Origin of the sequence: Serratia sp. 506_PEND (assembly GCF_001076875.1) — a bacterium.
Lineage (GTDB): Bacteria > Pseudomonadota > Gammaproteobacteria > Enterobacterales > Enterobacteriaceae > Serratia > Serratia marcescens.
Window position 1 is genome coordinate 687 of sequence record NZ_JVEL01000390.1, and the last position, 15364, is coordinate 16050.

A 15364-nucleotide genomic window follows, 5' to 3' on the forward strand; every position below is an offset into this window, starting at 1 on the left:
CTTCTTGCCGGATATCGATCCGGCCGATCTCGGTTATAAAGCGCTGGCGGTCAATCTGAGCGATCTGGCGGCGATGGGCGCCGATCCGGCGTGGCTCTCGCTGGCCCTGACCCTGCCCGAGGTGAACGAACCCTGGCTGAAGGCCTTCAGCGACAGCCTGTTTGATCAGCTCAACTATTACGGCATGCAGCTGATCGGCGGCGATACCACGCGCGGCCCGCTGAGCATGACGTTGACCATTCAGGGCTTGATCCCGGCCGGCCGGGCGTTGACCCGCAGCGGCGCGCGCATCGGCGACTGGATCTACGTGACCGGCACGCTGGGCGACAGCGCCGCCGGTCTGGCGATCTTGCAGGATCGCCTGGCGGTGCCGGATACGGCGGCGCGCGATTACCTGCTCGCTCGCCATCTGCGGCCGCAGCCGCGGGTGCTGCAGGGGCAGGCGCTGCGGGATCTGGCCAGCTCGGCGATCGACATCTCCGACGGCCTGATTTCCGATCTGAAACACATCCTGAAGGCCAGCGACTGCGGGGCGCGCATCGTGCTGGACGAGCTGCCGATGTCGCAGGCGCTGAGCAGCCACACCGACGCCGAGCAGGCGCTGCGCTGGGCGCTGGCGGGCGGCGAAGATTACGAGCTGTGCTTCACCGTGCCGGAGATCAACCGCGGCGCGCTGGAAGTGGCGCTGAGCCACCTCGGCGCCGACTACACCTGCATCGGCCAAATTGGTCCGCTGTCTGAAGGCATCCGCTATTATCGCGACGACGAAGCGGTAGAGCTGGACTGGGCCGGGTTCGATCATTTCAATGCGGAGCCGGGCACCCATGGATGAAGCCAAGCGTCGGCTGCGGATGAGCAATCCGTGGCACCTGCTGGCCACCGGTTTTGGCAGCGGTTTGTCGCCGGTGATGCCGGGCACCATGGGATCGCTGGCGGCGATCCCGTTCTGGCTGCTGCTGATCCAGCTGCCGTGGCAGCTCTACTCGCTGGCGGTGATGTTCAGCATCTGTATCGGCGTCTATATTTGCCACCGCACGGCAAAAGACATGAAGGTGCACGATCACGGCAGCATCGTCTGGGATGAGTTCGTCGGCATGTGGATCACGCTGATGGCGCTGCCGATCAACGACTGGCGCTGGGTCGCCGCCGGTTTCGTCATCTTCCGCATTCTGGATATGTGGAAGCCGTGGCCGATCCGCTGGTTCGACCGCAACGTGCATGGCGGCATGGGCATCATGGTCGACGATATCATCGCCGGCGTGCTGTCCGCCGGCATCATCTACCTGATTGGCCACCACTGGCCTATCGGGCTGTTCTGACAGACGGGCGCGCTTCTTCGCGCCCGCTTCTCTTTATTCAAACCCTGTCACCCGGTGCGGCACGTAGGCCGTCTCCAGTTCCGCCACCTCTTGTGGCGACAAACTCAAATCGACCGCGGCGATGGCGTCATCCAACTGCTCGCTGCGTGAAGCGCCGACGATCGGCGCGCTGACCGTCGGTTTGTTCAGCAGCCAGGCCAGCGCGATCTGCGCGCGTGAAACGCCACGTTCGTCGGCGAGGCTGGCGACGCGCTCGGCGATGATGGCGTCGATGCCTTCAGTGTCCTCGTACAGGCTCTTGCCGAACTGGTCGGAGACCAGCCGCGCGGTGGTTTCGCCCCAGGGGCGGGTCAGGCGGCCGCGCGCCAGCGGGCTCCACGGCAGCACGGCGATGCCTTCGGCGGCGCATAGCGGGTGCATCTCGCGTTCTTCTTCGCGCTGGATCAGGTTGTATTGATCCTGCATGCTGACAAAGCGCGTCCAGCCGTGCAGATCGGCGGTATACAGCGCTTTGGCGAACTGCCAGGCGTACATCGAGGAGGCGCCGATGTATCGCGCTTTACCGGCTTTCACCACGTCATGCAGCGCTTCCAGCGTCTCTTCCAGCGGCGTTTCGTAATCCCAGCGATGGATCTGCAGCAAATCGACATAGTCGGTGCCCAGACGCCGCAGGCTGTCGTCGATGGACTGCATGATCTTGGCGCGCGACAAACCGCGCTCCAGGTTGCTCAGTGGGAAATAGACCTTGGTGGCGATCACCACGTCCTCGCGGCGCGCATAGTCGCGCAGCGCCCGACCGAGGATCTCCTCGCTGCTGCCGTCGGAATAGCTGTTGGCGGTGTCGAAAAAGTTGATGCCGGCTTCCAGCGCCTGTTTCAGCAGCGGGCGGCTGCTCTCTTCCGGCAACGTCCAGGCGTGATTGCCGCGATTCGGTTCGCCGTAGGTCATGCAACCCAGGCAGATGCGCGAAACGTTCAGATCGGTGTTGCCCAGTTTCAGGTACTTCATGTTTGCCTCCCATTCACAGCTCAGACAGTAACTGTAGCGCGGATCCCGGAGGGCGGAAACGAAAACGCCTCCGAGAGCGGAGGCGTTTTTTCAGGCGCTGGGGGGATTACTGCGCCAGCCAGGTTTCGATTTGGCGCTGAATGCCGGCGGCGTCCAGCCCCANCGAAGCTGTCAGGCAGGCCGAGGTTCAGCACCGGCACCGGTCGGCGTTTGGCCATCAGCAGTTCGTTGACGCCGCTGCCGGCGCCGCCCATGATGGCGTTCTCTTCCAGCGTCACCAGCGTTTCATGGCTGGCGGCCAGCTCGAGCACCAACTGCTCGTCCAGCGGCTTGACGAAGCGCATGTCGACCAGCGTGGCGTTGAGCGCTTCCGCCGCTTGCGCGGCCTCCGGCAGCAGAGTGCCGAAGTTGAGAATGGCGATCTTTTCCCCCTGGCGGCGCACCACGCCTTTGCCGATCGGCAGCATGCTGAGCGGCTCCAGCGCCGCGCCGGTGCCGGTGCCGCGCGGATAGCGCACGGCGCTCGGGCCGGCATTGTAGTGATAGCCGGTATACAGCATCTGGCGGCATTCGTTTTCGTCGCTCGGCGTCATGATCACCATGGTCGGGATGCAGCGCATGAACGACAGATCGAACGCCCCCTGGTGGGTCTGGCCGTCGGCGCCGACGATGCCGCCGCGATCGATGGCGAACATCACCGGCAGGTTCTGGATCGCCACATCGTGGATCAGCTGATCGTAGGCGCGTTGCAGGAAGGTGGAATAGATCGCTACCACCGGCTTGTAGCCGCCGATCGCCAGCCCGGCGGCGAAGGTGACCGCGTGCTGCTCGGCGATCGCCACATCAAAATATTGCTGCGGGTAGTCGCGGGAGAACTGCACCATGCCGGAGCCTTCGCGCATCGCCGGCGTGATCGCCATCAGCGAGCTGTCTTTGGCGGCGGTTTCACACAGCCAGTCGCCGAAGATTTTCGAATAGGTCGGCAGACCGCCGGCGCTTTTCGGCAGCGTGCCGCTGGCGGGATCGAACTTCGGCACCGCGTGGAAGCTGATCGGATCCTTCTCCGCCGGCGCGTAGCCACGGCCTTTCTTGGTCATGATGTGCAACAGCTGCGGGCCTTTCAGATCGCGCATGTTTTTCAACGTGGTGACCAGCCCCTGCACGTCGTGCCCGTCTACCGGGCCGATGTAGTTGAAGCCCAGCTCTTCGAACAGCGTGCCCGGCACCACCATGCCTTTCAGGTGCTCTTCGGTGCGTTTCACCAGCTCCTTGATCGGCGGCACGCCGGCCAGCACTTTCTTGCCGCCTTCGCGCAGGGTGGAGTAAAGCTTGCCGGACAGCAGCTGCGCCAGATGGTTGTTCAGCGCGCCGACGTTTTCCGAGATCGACATCTCATTGTCGTTCAGCACCACCAGCATGTCCGGATTGATGTCGCCGGCGTGGTTCATCGCTTCGAACGCCATGCCGGCGGTGATGGCGCCATCGCCGATCACGCACACCGTGCGGCGGCCTTTGCCTTCACGCTCCGCCGCCACCGCCATGCCGAGGCCGGCGCTGATCGAGGTTGACGAATGGCCGACCGACAGCACGTCGTATTCGCTTTCGGCGCGCCACGGGAAGGGATGCAAGCCGTTCTTTTGCCGGATAGTGGCGATCCGGTCGCGGCGACCGGTCAGAATTTTGTGCGGGTAGGCCTGGTGGCCGACGTCCCACACCAGATGATCGAACGGCGTGTTGTAGACGAAATGCAACGCCACCGTCAGTTCGACGGTACCCAGCCCGGAGGCAAAGTGGCCGCTGGAGCGACTGACGCTGTTCAGCAGATATTGCCGCAGCTCATCGCACAGCTTCGGCAAGCTCTCTTTGGGCAGTGAGCGGAGTTCCTCGGGGTTTTCCGCTAGCGCCAGGGTTGGGTATTTGGCTATATCAAGACTCATTCGATACTCATATCAGAGGAGTTAACGTCACACGTTAATTGTCGCGTTCAATAATGAAGCTGGCTAACGCTCGCAATGGCGCTGTGTTATAAGATTGCGCTGCCAAAGTGTCTAATGCAGCTAATGCTTCCTGATAGAGATCCCACGCTTTTGCTTTCGCGCTGTCAAGCCCGAGTAACGCCGGGTAGGTACTCTTTCCGTGTTGTTGGTCCGCTCCCTGGCGCTTGCCGATCTTTTCAGTCTCGCCGACAACGTCCAAAATGTCATCCTGCACCTGGAACGCCAGGCCGACCGCGGCGGCGTAACGATCCAGCTGCGGCAGCGCCGCTCGCCCGGCTTCGCCTGCGCTCAGCGCGCCCAGGCGCACCGCCGCGCGGATCAGCGCGCCGGTTTTGTGGCGGTGGATCTGTTCCAGCGCCTGCAGATCAACGCGCTTGCCTTCAGCTTCCAGATCCAGCGATTGGCCGCCGCACATGCCGGCTACGCCGCTTGCGGTCGCCAGTTCGGAAACCATCGCCAGCCGATCGCGCAGCGCCACGTCAGGCATCTCGGCATCGGCCAGGATCGAAAACGCCAGCGTTTGCAGCGCATCGCCGGCCAGGATCGCGTTGGCTTCACCGAATTTAATGTGGCAGGTCGGCTGGCCGCGGCGCAGATCGTCGTCGTCCATCGCCGGCAGATCGTCATGGATCAGCGAGTAGGCGTGAATGCATTCCACCGCCGCCGCCGGCGCGTCCAGGTTGGCCAGCGACACGCCGAACATCTGGCCGGTGGTGTAGACCAGGAACGGGCGCAGGCGCTTGCCGCCCAGCAAGGCGCCATGACGCATCGCCGCCACCATGTTGCCGTCGTTGAACGGCAGCGGGGCGATGAAGTCCAGCAGCGCGCGATCGGCGCGCTGGCGGAAAATCTGCAGTTGATCGGCAAAAGCGGCCGATGGGGCGATCTCAGACATGTCGGTTACTCGGCATCCGGTGTGAAAGGCGCCAGCGCCGCATCGTCGGCGCTGTCGTTAAGAAGTATCTGCACACGCTGTTCCGCCTGTTGCAGTTTCTGCTGGCCTTGGCGCGCCAGCTGCACGCCGCGTTCGAATTCGTTCAGCGCGTCTTCCAGCGGCAGTTCGCCCGACTCCAGACGCGTCACGATGCTTTCCAGCTCGCCGAGGGCGCTTTCAAAGCTGGCTGTTTGCTCTGTACTGGCTGATTGTGCTGGTTTTTTCGGCATAATTTTCTTTTTACGTCATCATGTGAACCGTGGCGCCAGAGCCTATCCTAGCGGATCTTGATTAGCAAATCATGGCGCTCATGTGTGGTTTTGTGCGCAGAGCGCGGCGATATGGTGATATACTCCGCGCCGTAATTCTTATCTGACAACAAAGACCGCCATGAAGTTTATCATTAAATTGTTCCCGGAAATCACCATCAAGAGCCAATCTGTGCGCTTGCGCTTTATCAAGATTCTCTCGACCAATATTCGCAACGTCCTGAAGCAGTATGATGAAACGCTGGCGGTCGTCCGTCACTGGGATCATATCGAAGTTCGCGCCAAAGATGAAAACCAGCGGCCGATCATCGCCGACGCGCTGACGCGCATTCCCGGCATCCACCATATTCTGGAAGTGGAAGATCGCGCTTACACCGACATCCATCACATCTTCGAGCAGACGCTGGAAGCCTACCGCGCCCAGCTGGAAGGCAAAACCTTCTGCGTGCGCGTCAAGCGCCGCGGCAAGCAGGCGTTCAATTCGCAGGACGTGGAGCGTTATGTCGGCGGCGGCCTGAACCAGCATATCGAGAGCGCGCGCGTTAATCTTACCCGCCCGCAGGTCACGGTAAATCTGGAGATTGAAGACGACAAGCTGATGCTGGTCAAACGCCGCCTCGAAGGCATCGGCGGTTACCCGGTCGGCACTCAGGAAGACGTGATGTCGCTGATTTCCGGCGGTTTCGACTCGGGCGTGTCCAGCTATATGCTGATGCGTCGCGGCTGCCGCGTGCACTTCTGCTTCTTTAACCTGGGCGGCGCCGCGCACGAGATCGGCGTGAAGCAGGTGGCGCACTATCTGTGGAACCGCTTCGCCAGTTCGCACAAGGTGCGCTTCGTCGCCATCGACTTCGAACCGGTGGTGGGCGAGATCCTGGAGAAGGTCGACGACGGCCAGATGGGCGTGGTGCTCAAGCGCATGATGGTGCGCGCCGCTTCGCAAGTGGCCGAACGCTACGGCGTGCAGGCGCTGGTAACCGGTGAAGCGCTGGGGCAGGTGTCCAGCCAGACGCTGACCAACCTGCGCTTGATCGATAACGCGTCCGATACGCTGATCCTGCGTCCGCTGATCTCGCACGATAAAGAGCACATCATCAAACTGGCGCGTGAAATCGGCACCGAAGACTTCGCCAAAACCATGCCGGAATACTGCGGCGTGATTTCGAAGAGCCCGACGGTAAAAGCCGTCAAGGCCAAGATCGAAGAGGAAGAGAGCCACTTCGATTTCAGCATTCTCGATCGGGTGGTGAGCGAGGCGAAGAACGTTGATATTCGCTCCATCGCCGAGCAGGCGCAGGAGCAGGTGACCGAGGTAGAAACCGTTGCGGCCTTCGGCGCCGATGAGGTGATCCTGGATATCCGTTCCAACGACGAGCAGGAAGAGAAGCCGCTGCAGCTGGAACAGGTTGAAGTGAAAGCGTTGCCGTTCTACAAGCTGAGCACCCAATTCGGCGATCTGGACCAAAGCAAAACCTACCTGCTGTACTGCGAGCGCGGCGTGATGAGCCGTCTGCAGGCGTTGTACCTGCTGGAGCAGGGCTTCAGCAACGTGAAGGTTTATCGCCCGTAACGCGCGGAGCGCCATAAACGAGAAGGGCTGAACCGATGTTCAGCCCTTTTTTTATCGGCAAGCCGCTCAGTCGCGGAAATCGTACATTCCCGGGATCAGCACCAGCTGCGCGGCGATCTCCGCCGCTTTGGCCTTGCCGAGCAGCAGGTCTATCAGCTTCAGCGCGAACTCCATCGCGGTGCCCGGCCCCTGGCTGGTGAGCAGGTTGACGCGCGCGTCGTACACCACGCGGCGCTCCATCCATTTTTCCGCCGGTATCTGGTCTTTCAGGCCCGGGAAGCCGGTCATGTTGCCGACCGGGAACAGATCGTGGTGCTGCAGCACCAGCGCCGGCGCCGCACAGATGGCGGCGACGATATTCCCCTGCAGGTGCATCTGCCGCACTTTTTCCACCAGCAACGGGCTGTCGCGGAAGCATTCTGCGCCTTTCAGACCGCCGGGCAGCACGATGGCGTCGAACGGCTCATCGACGATCGCCACCAGCGGCGCATCGGCCAGCAGTTTGACACCGCGTGAACAGACGATAGTCAGCTCGCCGTCGCCGGCGACGCTGGTGGTAGTGACTTTTACGCCCGCCCGCACCAGCAGATCGATGGTGGTGACGGCTTCGGTTTCTTCGCTACCAGGTGCCAGGCAAACCAGCGCCGATACGCTCATATTCATTTTCCTTTCGTTTAATCAATTCAAACAGCCGCGCATTCTCCGGCAGCGTGAGGCCGTGGCTGCGCGCGCGGCGCAGCAGGTAGCCGGTGATGTAGTCGATCTCGGTGTGTCGCTGGCTGCGGATATCCTGCAGCATCGACGAAACGTTGTCGGCGGTGCTGTGGATCACGTCCATCACATATTGCATCAGGCCTTCGCAGGAGGTGTGGTAGCCCTCCATCGCCATCACGCTGGCGACTTCACGACACAGCGCTTCGATTTGCTCCGGGTAGCGCTGCAGATCGCCGTTGCGACAGCCGTACAGCGCCGTCAGCGGGTTGATTACGCAGTTGACCGCCAGCTTGCGCCAGTTGGCCGAGGCGATATTGTTGTGCCAGGCAACGTCAGGCAAAGCCTGATGCAGCACTTCCGCCAGGTGGCTGAGCTGTTGGGCGGCCGGCGAGGTTGGGCCGATGTGGGTGATGCCGGTGGCGACGTGGATAATGGTGCTGCCTTCGTGGCGCGCGGCGTGGGTGGTGGTGCCCTGCAGGATGGGCTGGCCGTTTGGCGGCAGTTCCTCCTGGGTGCCCATGCCGTTATGCAACAGCAAAATGGCGCACTGAGGGTTCAGCTTCGGCAGCAGCGCGCTGACCGCACTGGACACCTGCCAGGCTTTCAGCGTCACCAGCAGCAGCTCGCTCTGCGCGAGGTGCTCAGGATCGTTGGTGGGCAAATTGCGATTAAACGAGACGCCTTCCGGCTCGATCACGTTCACGGCGCAAAAAGGCTGCGGCACTCTTAGCCATCCCTGTACATCGTGGCCCTGCTGATACAGCCGGGAGAGCCACAGTTGTCCGAGCGCGCCGCAACCAAGAATGGTTATTTTCATTCAGTCTCCTTGGAAACACGGGAATACCGCTCAATTACCGTGATTTAACTATAGGCTTTATGGCAGCCTGAAGCGCTATCCCTGCGTGCGTTCAGCAGATTTTGTCTGAGGCGGCAAAGCGGTTATCATGCTCGGCATCAAAATCGCCTAAGCTATTAGGCACTCATTCAGGAGGAAGAAGTATGCCATCTTTCGACATCGTTTCCGAAATTGATATGCAGGAAGTGCGTAACGCCGTTGAGAACGCCACCCGCGATCTCGGCACCCGCTGGGATTTTCGCAACGTGCCGGCCAGCTTTGAGCTAAACGAGAAAAACCAAAGCATTAAGGTTGCCACCGAGTCTGATTTTCAGGTGCAGCAGCTGCTCGACATTCTGCGCGAAAAGCTGAGCAAGCGCAGCATCGACGGCGCCGCGCTGGAGATCCCGGAAGAGTTTACCCATAGCGGTAAAACCTACAGCGTGGAAGCCAAGCTGAAGCAGGGGATTGAAACCTCTGTAGCGAAGAAAATCGTCAAGCTGATCAAAGACAGTAAGCTGAAGGTGCAGGCGCAGATCCAGGGCGAAGAAGTGCGGGTGACCGGCAAATCACGCGACGACTTGCAGAGCGTGATGGCGCTGGTGCGCGGCGGCGATCTGGGGCAGCCGTTCCAGTTCAAGAACTTCCGCGATTAATCTCGACGGGGCCGGCATTGCCGGCCCCGTTTCTTTACAGCGAATTGACCAGCGCTTCCAACTGACCGCGATTGGTCTGCTTGGTGTCCACCTTGACGTAGGCGCTGCGCTCTTCCGGCACCACGATCGCCTCGGCCACGCCGGGCTGCGCCTTCAGGCGGCTTTCCAGCGCCGAATCCTTCACCGCCAGTTCCGACAGCGTAATGCGCAGGCTGCTGACATACGGCGGCTCTTTCATGGTGCTGCTGATCAGGAACCAGACGGCGGCCAACACGGCACCAGCGATAAACACCAAGCCTGCCCCCTGTAAACCGTACAGCCAGCCGCCGAGGCTGCCGCCGATCGCCACGCCGATAAACTGGCTGGTGGAGTAGACCCCCATCGCGGTGCCTTTGTAGCCGGCCGGTGACTCTTTGCTGATTAGCGAAGGCAGAATGGCTTCCATCACGTTGAAGGCCATAAAGAACAGCTGTACGCCGGCGATGATGCCCCACAGGCGCGCGCCGGAGAGCCACAGCAGCACTTCGGCGCAAAACAGCACCGCCACGCAGCCCATAAACACCTGCTTCATGCGGCGATACTTTTCGGCATAGATGATGAACGGCACTACGGCGGCGAACGACACCAGCATGGTCACCAGGTAGACGATCCAGTGTTCGCTGGCCGCCAGCCCGGCTTTCTCCATCGCCAGCGGCAGCGCCACGAAGCTCGACATCAGCAGGATATGCAGGCACATGATGCCGACGTTGAGCTTCAGCAGGCGCGAGTTGCTCAGCACTTTGCGGAAGCTGCCGCGCACGATGCTGGACTCGCGGTTCAACAGATGGGTATCGGCGGAAGGCACTACTGCCAGAGTGATGACGATGCCGGCCAGCGCCAGCACGGCGATCATCCAGAACAACGCATGTAAGCCAAAGGCATGAGTGATGATAGGGCCCAGAACCATGGCGATGGCGAAGGTGATGCCAAAGCTGACGCCGATAAACGCCATCGCTTTGGTGCGGTTCTGCTCGCGGGTCAGATCGGAGAGCAGCGCCATTACCGCGGCGGCGATGGCGCCGGAGCCTTGCAACGCGCGGCCGAGGATCACGCCCCAGATAGAGTCAGTGACCGCGGCGATCACGCTGCCGAGGGCAAAAATCAGCAGGCCGCCGACGATCAGCGGCTTGCGGCCGATGCGATCGGACACCAGGCCGAACGGGATCTGAAACACCGCCTGCGCCAGGCCGTAGATGCCGATGGCGATGCCGATCAGCGCTTCGCTGGCGCCGTTGAGCGCCATGCCGTAGGTGGTCAGCACCGGCAATACCATAAACATGCCGAGCATGCGCAGGGAGAATACGGTGCCCAATCCCCAGGTAGCGCGGCGCTCCTGCGGGGTCATTGAATTATCGTTCACATCAAACCTCGGTAAAAACCATGCCATCAGACGTTGAGACAGCGCCTGATGGCATGATTTCTGTAAAGCTGCGTCATTTTAGTGTGCGGGGCAGGGGGGGTAAATCGAATGTTGTTTAACAGATATTACAGTTTGGCCGCTTTTCGGCGTGACAAATAAAATGGGCCGCAAAAGCGGCCCATTCACAGATGATTTGGCTTACCAAACGTAGGTCACCAGCGCTTCAGGCGCCGCCGTGGCGCTGAAGTCGATCGACATCATCACGCTCAGCGAGGTGATGGCGACGATGGAGAACACGAACAGTTTACGCGCCCAGACGCTGTCGTTTTCGGTCTTGTAACCGCGCAGCGCCATGCCCAGCCACCATACGCTCACCGCCGCAGCGACGATCAGGTACTTGTAGCCGGCATAACCTACCAGGGTCAGCATCAGCGTGGCGATCATAAATGCCAGGATGTAGACCGTGATGTGGTTCTTGGCGACGGAAATGCCTTTCACCACCGGCAGCACCGGAATGTTGGCCGCCTGGTAATCTTTAAAGCGGAAGATAGCGATCGCATAAGAATGCGGCATCTGCCACAGGCTAAAGATAGCCAGCAGGATCAACGCGCCGGCGTCGAACTCGTTGGTCACCGCGCAGTAGCCGATAACCGGCGGCGCGGCGCCCGACAGGCTGCCGATCAGCGTGCCGTAGACCGAATGGCGTTTCATGTACAGGCTGTAAACGCCGACATAAACCACGAAGCCCATCACCGCCAGCCACATGGCCAGCGGGTTGGCCGCGATATACAGCAACGCGAAGCCCGCAATACCCAACACGGTCGCATAAACCAGGGTGACACTCGGCGCGATCAGGCCTTTTACCAGCACCCGATTCTTCGTTCTCTCCATTTTCTTGTCGATGTCGCGGTCGATGTAGTTATTAAACACACAGCCCGACGCGACCACCAACGAGACACCCACCAGGGTGGCGAGAAACAGGGGATAGTCGATGCTCCCTTTGGAAGCGAGCAGGAATCCCCCAACGACAGAAATTAAATTGCCGAAAATAATTCCTGGTTTAGTGACTTGCAGGTATTGCTTAATCATCACGTGCAGCTCAGCTCTTAATCGACCATCATATTGATGTTGAGGTTGTACATAATCCAGAGTGAACCTACAACAACGATACCGATGATCATAGCGGTGAACAGCAATGCCACCAGGTTCCAGCGCTCTTCCGATGAGGTGTTCATGTGCAGGAAGTAAACCAGGTGAACAATCACCTGGATAACCGCCATACCGACAACAACCGCCAGGATGGTGGAATGAGAGGCGGAGCCGTTCATTACCATCGCAAATGGAATTACCGTCAGGATGATCGACAGGATAAAGCCGATCAGGTATGACTTCACGCTGCCGTGGCTTGCGCCGCCGTGAGAGGTTTCATGGGATGAATGGCTCATTACATAACCCCCAGCAGGTAGACAACGGTAAATACGCAGATCCAGACCACGTCCAGGAAGTGCCAGAACAGGCTCAGGCACATCAGGCGGGTTTTGTTGGTCGCGGTCAGGCCGAACTTGCTCACCTGAATCATCAGCACGATGATCCAAATCAGGCCGGAAGTCACGTGCAGACCGTGGGTGCCGACCAGCGCGAAGAAGCTGGACAGGAACGCGCTGCGATCCGGACCGAAGCCTTCGGCGATCAGGTGATGGAATTCATAGATTTCCATCGCCACGAAGCCCAGACCAAACAGGAAGGTCAGGAACAACCAGGTGTTTACACCGCCAACTTTACCCTTGTTCATGGCGATCATCGCCATGCCGTAGGTGATGGAGCTGAACAACAGCAGGAAAGTTTCGACCAGGACAAACTTCAGGTCGAAGATGTCTTTGCCTGAGGGACCGCCAGCGGTCCCGTTCACCAGGACTGCATAAGTCGCGAACAAGCTCGCAAACAAAATACAGTCGCTCATCAGGTAGATCCAGAATCCGAAGACTTTGGTCTCTCCCGCGTCGTGGTGCCCATGCTCTGCATGGGCTGCGTTATGATTGGTCAGAGTTTCAGTTGACATGGTTCACGCCTGCTTTACGGATTTGTTCGTAGTGTTGGTTCTCAATGCGCTCGATTTCATCAACCTGCACATAGTAGTCAACATCGTGATCGAAGCTCTTGCCGATCCAGACAACGATCATACCGATGAAGCCGGCCAGAGCCATCCACCAGATTTCCCAAATCATTGCGAAACCGAATACCAGGCTGAAGAAGGCGATGATAACGCCGGCGCCGGTGTTCTTAGGCATATGAATCGGTTCGTATTTAGCCGGTTTCTTATACGCTTCGCCTTTTTCTTTCATGTCCCAGAATTCATCACGGTCATGAATCTGCGGCACTACGGCAAAGTTATAGAACGGCGGTGGAGACGAGGTTGACCACTCCAGAGTACGAGCACCCCATGGGTCACCGGTCAGATCGCGGTTCTGTTCGCGGTCACGGATACTGACGAAGATCTGGGTCAGCTGGCACAGGATGCCGCAGGCGATCAGCGCCGCACCGCCGGCTGCAACCAGCAGCAGAGGGTGGAACTCAGGGTTGATGTTCTGGCTGATACGACGGGTCATGCCCATAAAGCCCAATGCGTACAGCGGCATGAAGGCGGTGAAGAAGCCGATGATCCAGAACCAGAACGCGCGGATGCCCCATTTTTCGTTCAGCGTGAAGCCGAAGGATTTCGGGAACCAGTAGGTCAGGCCCGCGAAGCAACCGAACACCACGCCGCCGATGATGACGTTGTGGAAGTGAGCGATCAGGAACAGGCTGTTGTGCAGCACGAAGTTCGCGCCCGGCACCGCCAGCAGAACGCCGGTCATACCACCCACGGAGAAGGTGATGATGAAGCCAACGGTCCACAGCATCGCGGAATTGAGCTTGATACGGCCCTGATACATGGTGAACAGCCAGTTGAAGATTTTCACCCCGGTCGGGATGGAAATGATCATGGTGGCGATACCGAAGAAGGCGTTAACGTTCGCGCCGGACCCCATGGTGAAGAAGTGGTGCAGCCAGACGATGAACGACAGAACGGTGATCGCGATGGTTGCCCATACCAGTGAGGTATAGCCGAACAGGCGTTTTCTGGAGAAGGTCGCGGTGACTTCGGAGAACACGCCGAACACCGGCAGAACCAGGATATACACCTCTGGGTGACCCCAGGCCCAAATCAGGTTGATGTACATCATCATGTTGCCGCCCATATCATTGGTGAAGAAATGGGTGCCCAGATAGCGATCCAGGGTCAGCAGCGCGATGGTGACGGTCAGAATTGGGAAAGAAACGATGATCAGGACGTTGGTACACAGCGCCGCCCAGGTGAACACCGGCATCTTCATCATAGGCATGCCAGGGGCACGCATCTTCAGAATGGTGGCGAAGAAGTTCACGCCGGTCAGCAGGGTACCCAGACCGGAAATCTGCAGACTCCAGATCCAGTAATCGACCCCGACGCCAGGACTGTACTCTTTACCCGACAGCGGCGGATACGCCAGCCAACCGGTCTGAGCGAATTCACCGACCCCCAGGGAGATGTTGATCAGCACAACGCCCACCACGAAGAACCAGAAGCTCAGGGAGTTCAGGAACGGGAAGGCGACGTCGCGCGCACCGATTTGCAGCGGCACCACGACGTTCATCAGGCCGACCACGAAAGGCATCGCCATGAAGAAGATCATGATAACGCCGTGCGCGGTGAAGATCTGGTCGTAGTGGTGCGGCGGCAGGAACCCGGCTTCGCCGGCGGACGCCAACGCCTGCTGGCTACGCATCATGATGGCGTCGGCGAAGCCGCGCAGCAGCATGACCATCGCCACGATGATGTACATGATACCAATTTTTTTATGGTCGACCGAAGTCAGCCATTCGCTCCACAGCCACTTCCATTTGCCGAAATACGTCAGCAGCGCCAGCACTGCCAGGCCCCCGACAATAATTGCGGCTACGGTGACCATGATGATCGGTTCGTGGTACGGAACCGCATCAAGTGTTAATTTTCCCAACATCAGTTATTCCTCGGCTCCGGCGTGAGCAGCATGTTCACCCATGTCCATACCTTGGCTCATGTCCATGCCTTCGTGCGCGCCAGCGCCCTTGTGCATATCCATGTCGCCCATGAATTTGGCAATTGTTTCTTTGAACAAATTCGGTTTGACAGCGGCAAAGTACTCAACCGGGTTGTTTTCACTCGGCTCTGCCAGTTTGTTAAAGTCGTCGGTGGTGTTCAGGTTTTTAGACGATGCCTTCACCTTGGCCACCCACTGATCGAAGTCGCCTTCGGTCGGGGTAACGATCGCGGTGAATTTCATACCGGAGAAGCCTGCGCCGCTGTAGCTGCTGGAGATGCCTTTGTAGGCACCGGCTTCGTTGCCGATCAGGTGCAGTTTGGTCTGCATGCCGGCCATCGCATAAATCTGTCCACCCAACTGCGGGATAAAGAACGAGTTCATTACCGAGTTAGAGGTGATCTTGAATTCGACTGGAACATCTTTCGGGAAAGCCAGCTCATTAACGGTCGCAATGCCTTGTTCCGGGTAGATGAACAGCCATTTCCAGTCGAGCGACACCACTTCGATCGTCATCGGCTTCTTGTCGGTGACAATCGGCTTGAACGGATCGAGTTCGTGGG

Annotated in this window: 14 protein-coding genes and 2 pseudogenes (1 of these 16 running past the window's edge); 4 read left to right on the plus strand and 12 right to left on the minus strand. The window is 59.4% G+C overall.

Annotated features, from left to right (window positions below):
- Positions 1 to 832 (plus strand): annotated as a pseudogene (thiL, locus tag ADK28_RS13600) (thiamine-phosphate kinase); it begins 165 nt to the left of the window's first position.
- On the plus strand, positions 825 to 1319 hold the full coding sequence (pgpA, locus tag ADK28_RS13605) for a phosphatidylglycerophosphatase A (protein WP_016928871.1): 495 nt from the start codon (positions 825 to 827) through the stop codon (positions 1317 to 1319). The pseudogene thiL and the gene pgpA overlap by 8 nt, the downstream one beginning before the upstream one ends.
- A 33-nt stretch (positions 1320 to 1352) precedes the next feature.
- On the opposite strand, the gene ADK28_RS13610 is transcribed toward pgpA, so the two are convergent.
- From ADK28_RS13610 to xseB, 4 genes and pseudogenes are all read right to left on the minus strand, one after another.
- Positions 1353 to 2327: an aldo/keto reductase gene (locus ADK28_RS13610; RefSeq protein WP_016928870.1), complete on the minus strand. Its 975-nt coding sequence runs from the start codon at positions 2325 to 2327 to the stop codon at positions 1353 to 1355.
- Between the two features lie 106 nt (positions 2328 to 2433).
- Positions 2434 to 4264, minus strand: a pseudogene (gene dxs, locus ADK28_RS13615) (1-deoxy-D-xylulose-5-phosphate synthase).
- A gap of 34 nt (positions 4265 to 4298) precedes the next feature.
- A complete protein-coding gene (gene ispA / locus ADK28_RS13620; protein ID WP_047728733.1) occupies positions 4299 to 5219 on the minus strand; it encodes a (2E,6E)-farnesyl diphosphate synthase in 921 nt (306 codons plus the stop codon).
- A gap of 5 nt (positions 5220 to 5224) precedes the next feature.
- Entirely contained in the window at positions 5225 to 5488 is a 264-nt protein-coding gene (gene xseB, locus ADK28_RS13625; protein ID WP_015376838.1) for an exodeoxyribonuclease VII small subunit, read from the minus strand.
- A gap of 160 nt (positions 5489 to 5648) precedes the next feature.
- Between xseB and thiI the strand changes: the two genes are divergently transcribed.
- Complete coding sequence (gene thiI / locus ADK28_RS13630) at positions 5649 to 7097, plus strand: tRNA uracil 4-sulfurtransferase ThiI (RefSeq protein WP_004940377.1); 1449 nt, start codon at positions 5649 to 5651, stop codon at positions 7095 to 7097.
- Positions 7098 to 7163: 66 nt separating this feature from the next.
- Here thiI and yajL read toward each other — a convergent pair whose 3' ends face one another.
- Both yajL and panE read right to left on the minus strand, forming a co-directional pair.
- A complete protein-coding gene (gene yajL, locus ADK28_RS13635; RefSeq protein ID WP_048795895.1) occupies positions 7164 to 7754 on the minus strand; it encodes a protein deglycase YajL in 591 nt (196 codons plus the stop codon).
- Positions 7717 to 8628, minus strand: a complete 912-nt coding sequence (panE, locus tag ADK28_RS13640) for a 2-dehydropantoate 2-reductase (RefSeq protein WP_033641148.1) — start codon at positions 8626 to 8628, stop codon at positions 7717 to 7719. The genes yajL and panE overlap by 38 nt, the downstream gene beginning before the upstream one ends.
- Positions 8629 to 8810: 182 nt before the next feature.
- Between panE and ADK28_RS13645 the strand changes: the two genes are divergently transcribed.
- Complete coding sequence (locus ADK28_RS13645; RefSeq protein WP_004940373.1) at positions 8811 to 9302, plus strand: YajQ family cyclic di-GMP-binding protein; 492 nt, start codon at positions 8811 to 8813, stop codon at positions 9300 to 9302.
- 34 nt (positions 9303 to 9336) lie between these two features.
- On the opposite strand, the gene ADK28_RS13650 is transcribed toward ADK28_RS13645, so the two are convergent.
- The 6 genes from ADK28_RS13650 to ADK28_RS33000 all read right to left on the minus strand — a co-directional run.
- Complete coding sequence (locus ADK28_RS13650) at positions 9337 to 10701, minus strand: MFS transporter (protein ID WP_048795896.1); 1365 nt, start codon at positions 10699 to 10701, stop codon at positions 9337 to 9339.
- A 198-nt stretch (positions 10702 to 10899) separates the two neighbouring features.
- Positions 10900 to 11790: a heme o synthase gene (gene cyoE, locus ADK28_RS13655; RefSeq protein WP_015376842.1), complete on the minus strand. Its 891-nt coding sequence runs from the start codon at positions 11788 to 11790 to the stop codon at positions 10900 to 10902.
- A gap of 17 nt (positions 11791 to 11807) precedes the next feature.
- Positions 11808 to 12146 (minus strand): cytochrome o ubiquinol oxidase subunit IV, encoded by a 339-nt coding sequence (locus tag ADK28_RS13660; protein WP_016928864.1) that lies wholly within the window; start codon positions 12144 to 12146, stop codon positions 11808 to 11810.
- Positions 12146 to 12760 (minus strand): cytochrome o ubiquinol oxidase subunit III, encoded by a 615-nt coding sequence (locus ADK28_RS13665; RefSeq protein WP_004940367.1) that lies wholly within the window; start codon positions 12758 to 12760, stop codon positions 12146 to 12148. The genes ADK28_RS13660 and ADK28_RS13665 overlap by 1 nt, the downstream gene beginning before the upstream one ends.
- Entirely contained in the window at positions 12750 to 14741 is a 1992-nt protein-coding gene (gene cyoB / locus ADK28_RS13670; RefSeq protein ID WP_004940366.1) for a cytochrome o ubiquinol oxidase subunit I, read from the minus strand. The genes ADK28_RS13665 and cyoB overlap by 11 nt, the downstream gene beginning before the upstream one ends.
- 3 nt (positions 14742 to 14744) lie before the next feature.
- The coding region (locus ADK28_RS33000; protein WP_239686247.1) for a COX aromatic rich motif-containing protein at positions 14745 to 15364 on the minus strand (620 nt) is incomplete at its 5' end.

Excerpts from the sequence above, each read along its gene's own strand:
- ispA (WP_047728733.1), bottom strand. The coding sequence starts at position 5,219 with ATGTCTGAGATCGCCCCATCGGCCGCTTTTGCCGATCAACTGCAGATT.
- panE (WP_033641148.1), bottom strand. The coding sequence starts at position 8,628 with ATGAAAATAACCATTCTTGGTTGCGGCGCGCTCGGACAACTGTGGCTC.
- thiI (WP_004940377.1), top strand. The coding sequence starts at position 5,649 with ATGAAGTTTATCATTAAATTGTTCCCGGAAATCACCATCAAGAGCCAA.
- ADK28_RS13610 (WP_016928870.1), bottom strand. The coding sequence starts at position 2,327 with ATGAAGTACCTGAAACTGGGCAACACCGATCTGAACGTTTCGCGCATC.
- ADK28_RS13665 (WP_004940367.1), bottom strand. The coding sequence starts at position 12,760 with ATGTCAACTGAAACTCTGACCAATCATAACGCAGCCCATGCAGAGCAT.
- cyoB (WP_004940366.1), bottom strand. The coding sequence starts at position 14,741 with ATGTTGGGAAAATTAACACTTGATGCGGTTCCGTACCACGAACCGATC.
- ADK28_RS13660 (WP_016928864.1), bottom strand. The coding sequence starts at position 12,146 with ATGAGCCATTCATCCCATGAAACCTCTCACGGCGGCGCAAGCCACGGC.
- cyoE (WP_015376842.1), bottom strand. The coding sequence starts at position 11,790 with ATGATTAAGCAATACCTGCAAGTCACTAAACCAGGAATTATTTTCGGC.
- xseB (WP_015376838.1), bottom strand. The coding sequence starts at position 5,488 with ATGCCGAAAAAACCAGCACAATCAGCCAGTACAGAGCAAACAGCCAGC.
- ADK28_RS13645 (WP_004940373.1), top strand. The coding sequence starts at position 8,811 with ATGCCATCTTTCGACATCGTTTCCGAAATTGATATGCAGGAAGTGCGT.
- yajL (WP_048795895.1), bottom strand. The coding sequence starts at position 7,754 with ATGAGCGTATCGGCGCTGGTTTGCCTGGCACCTGGTAGCGAAGAAACC.
- pgpA (WP_016928871.1), top strand. The coding sequence starts at position 825 with ATGGATGAAGCCAAGCGTCGGCTGCGGATGAGCAATCCGTGGCACCTG.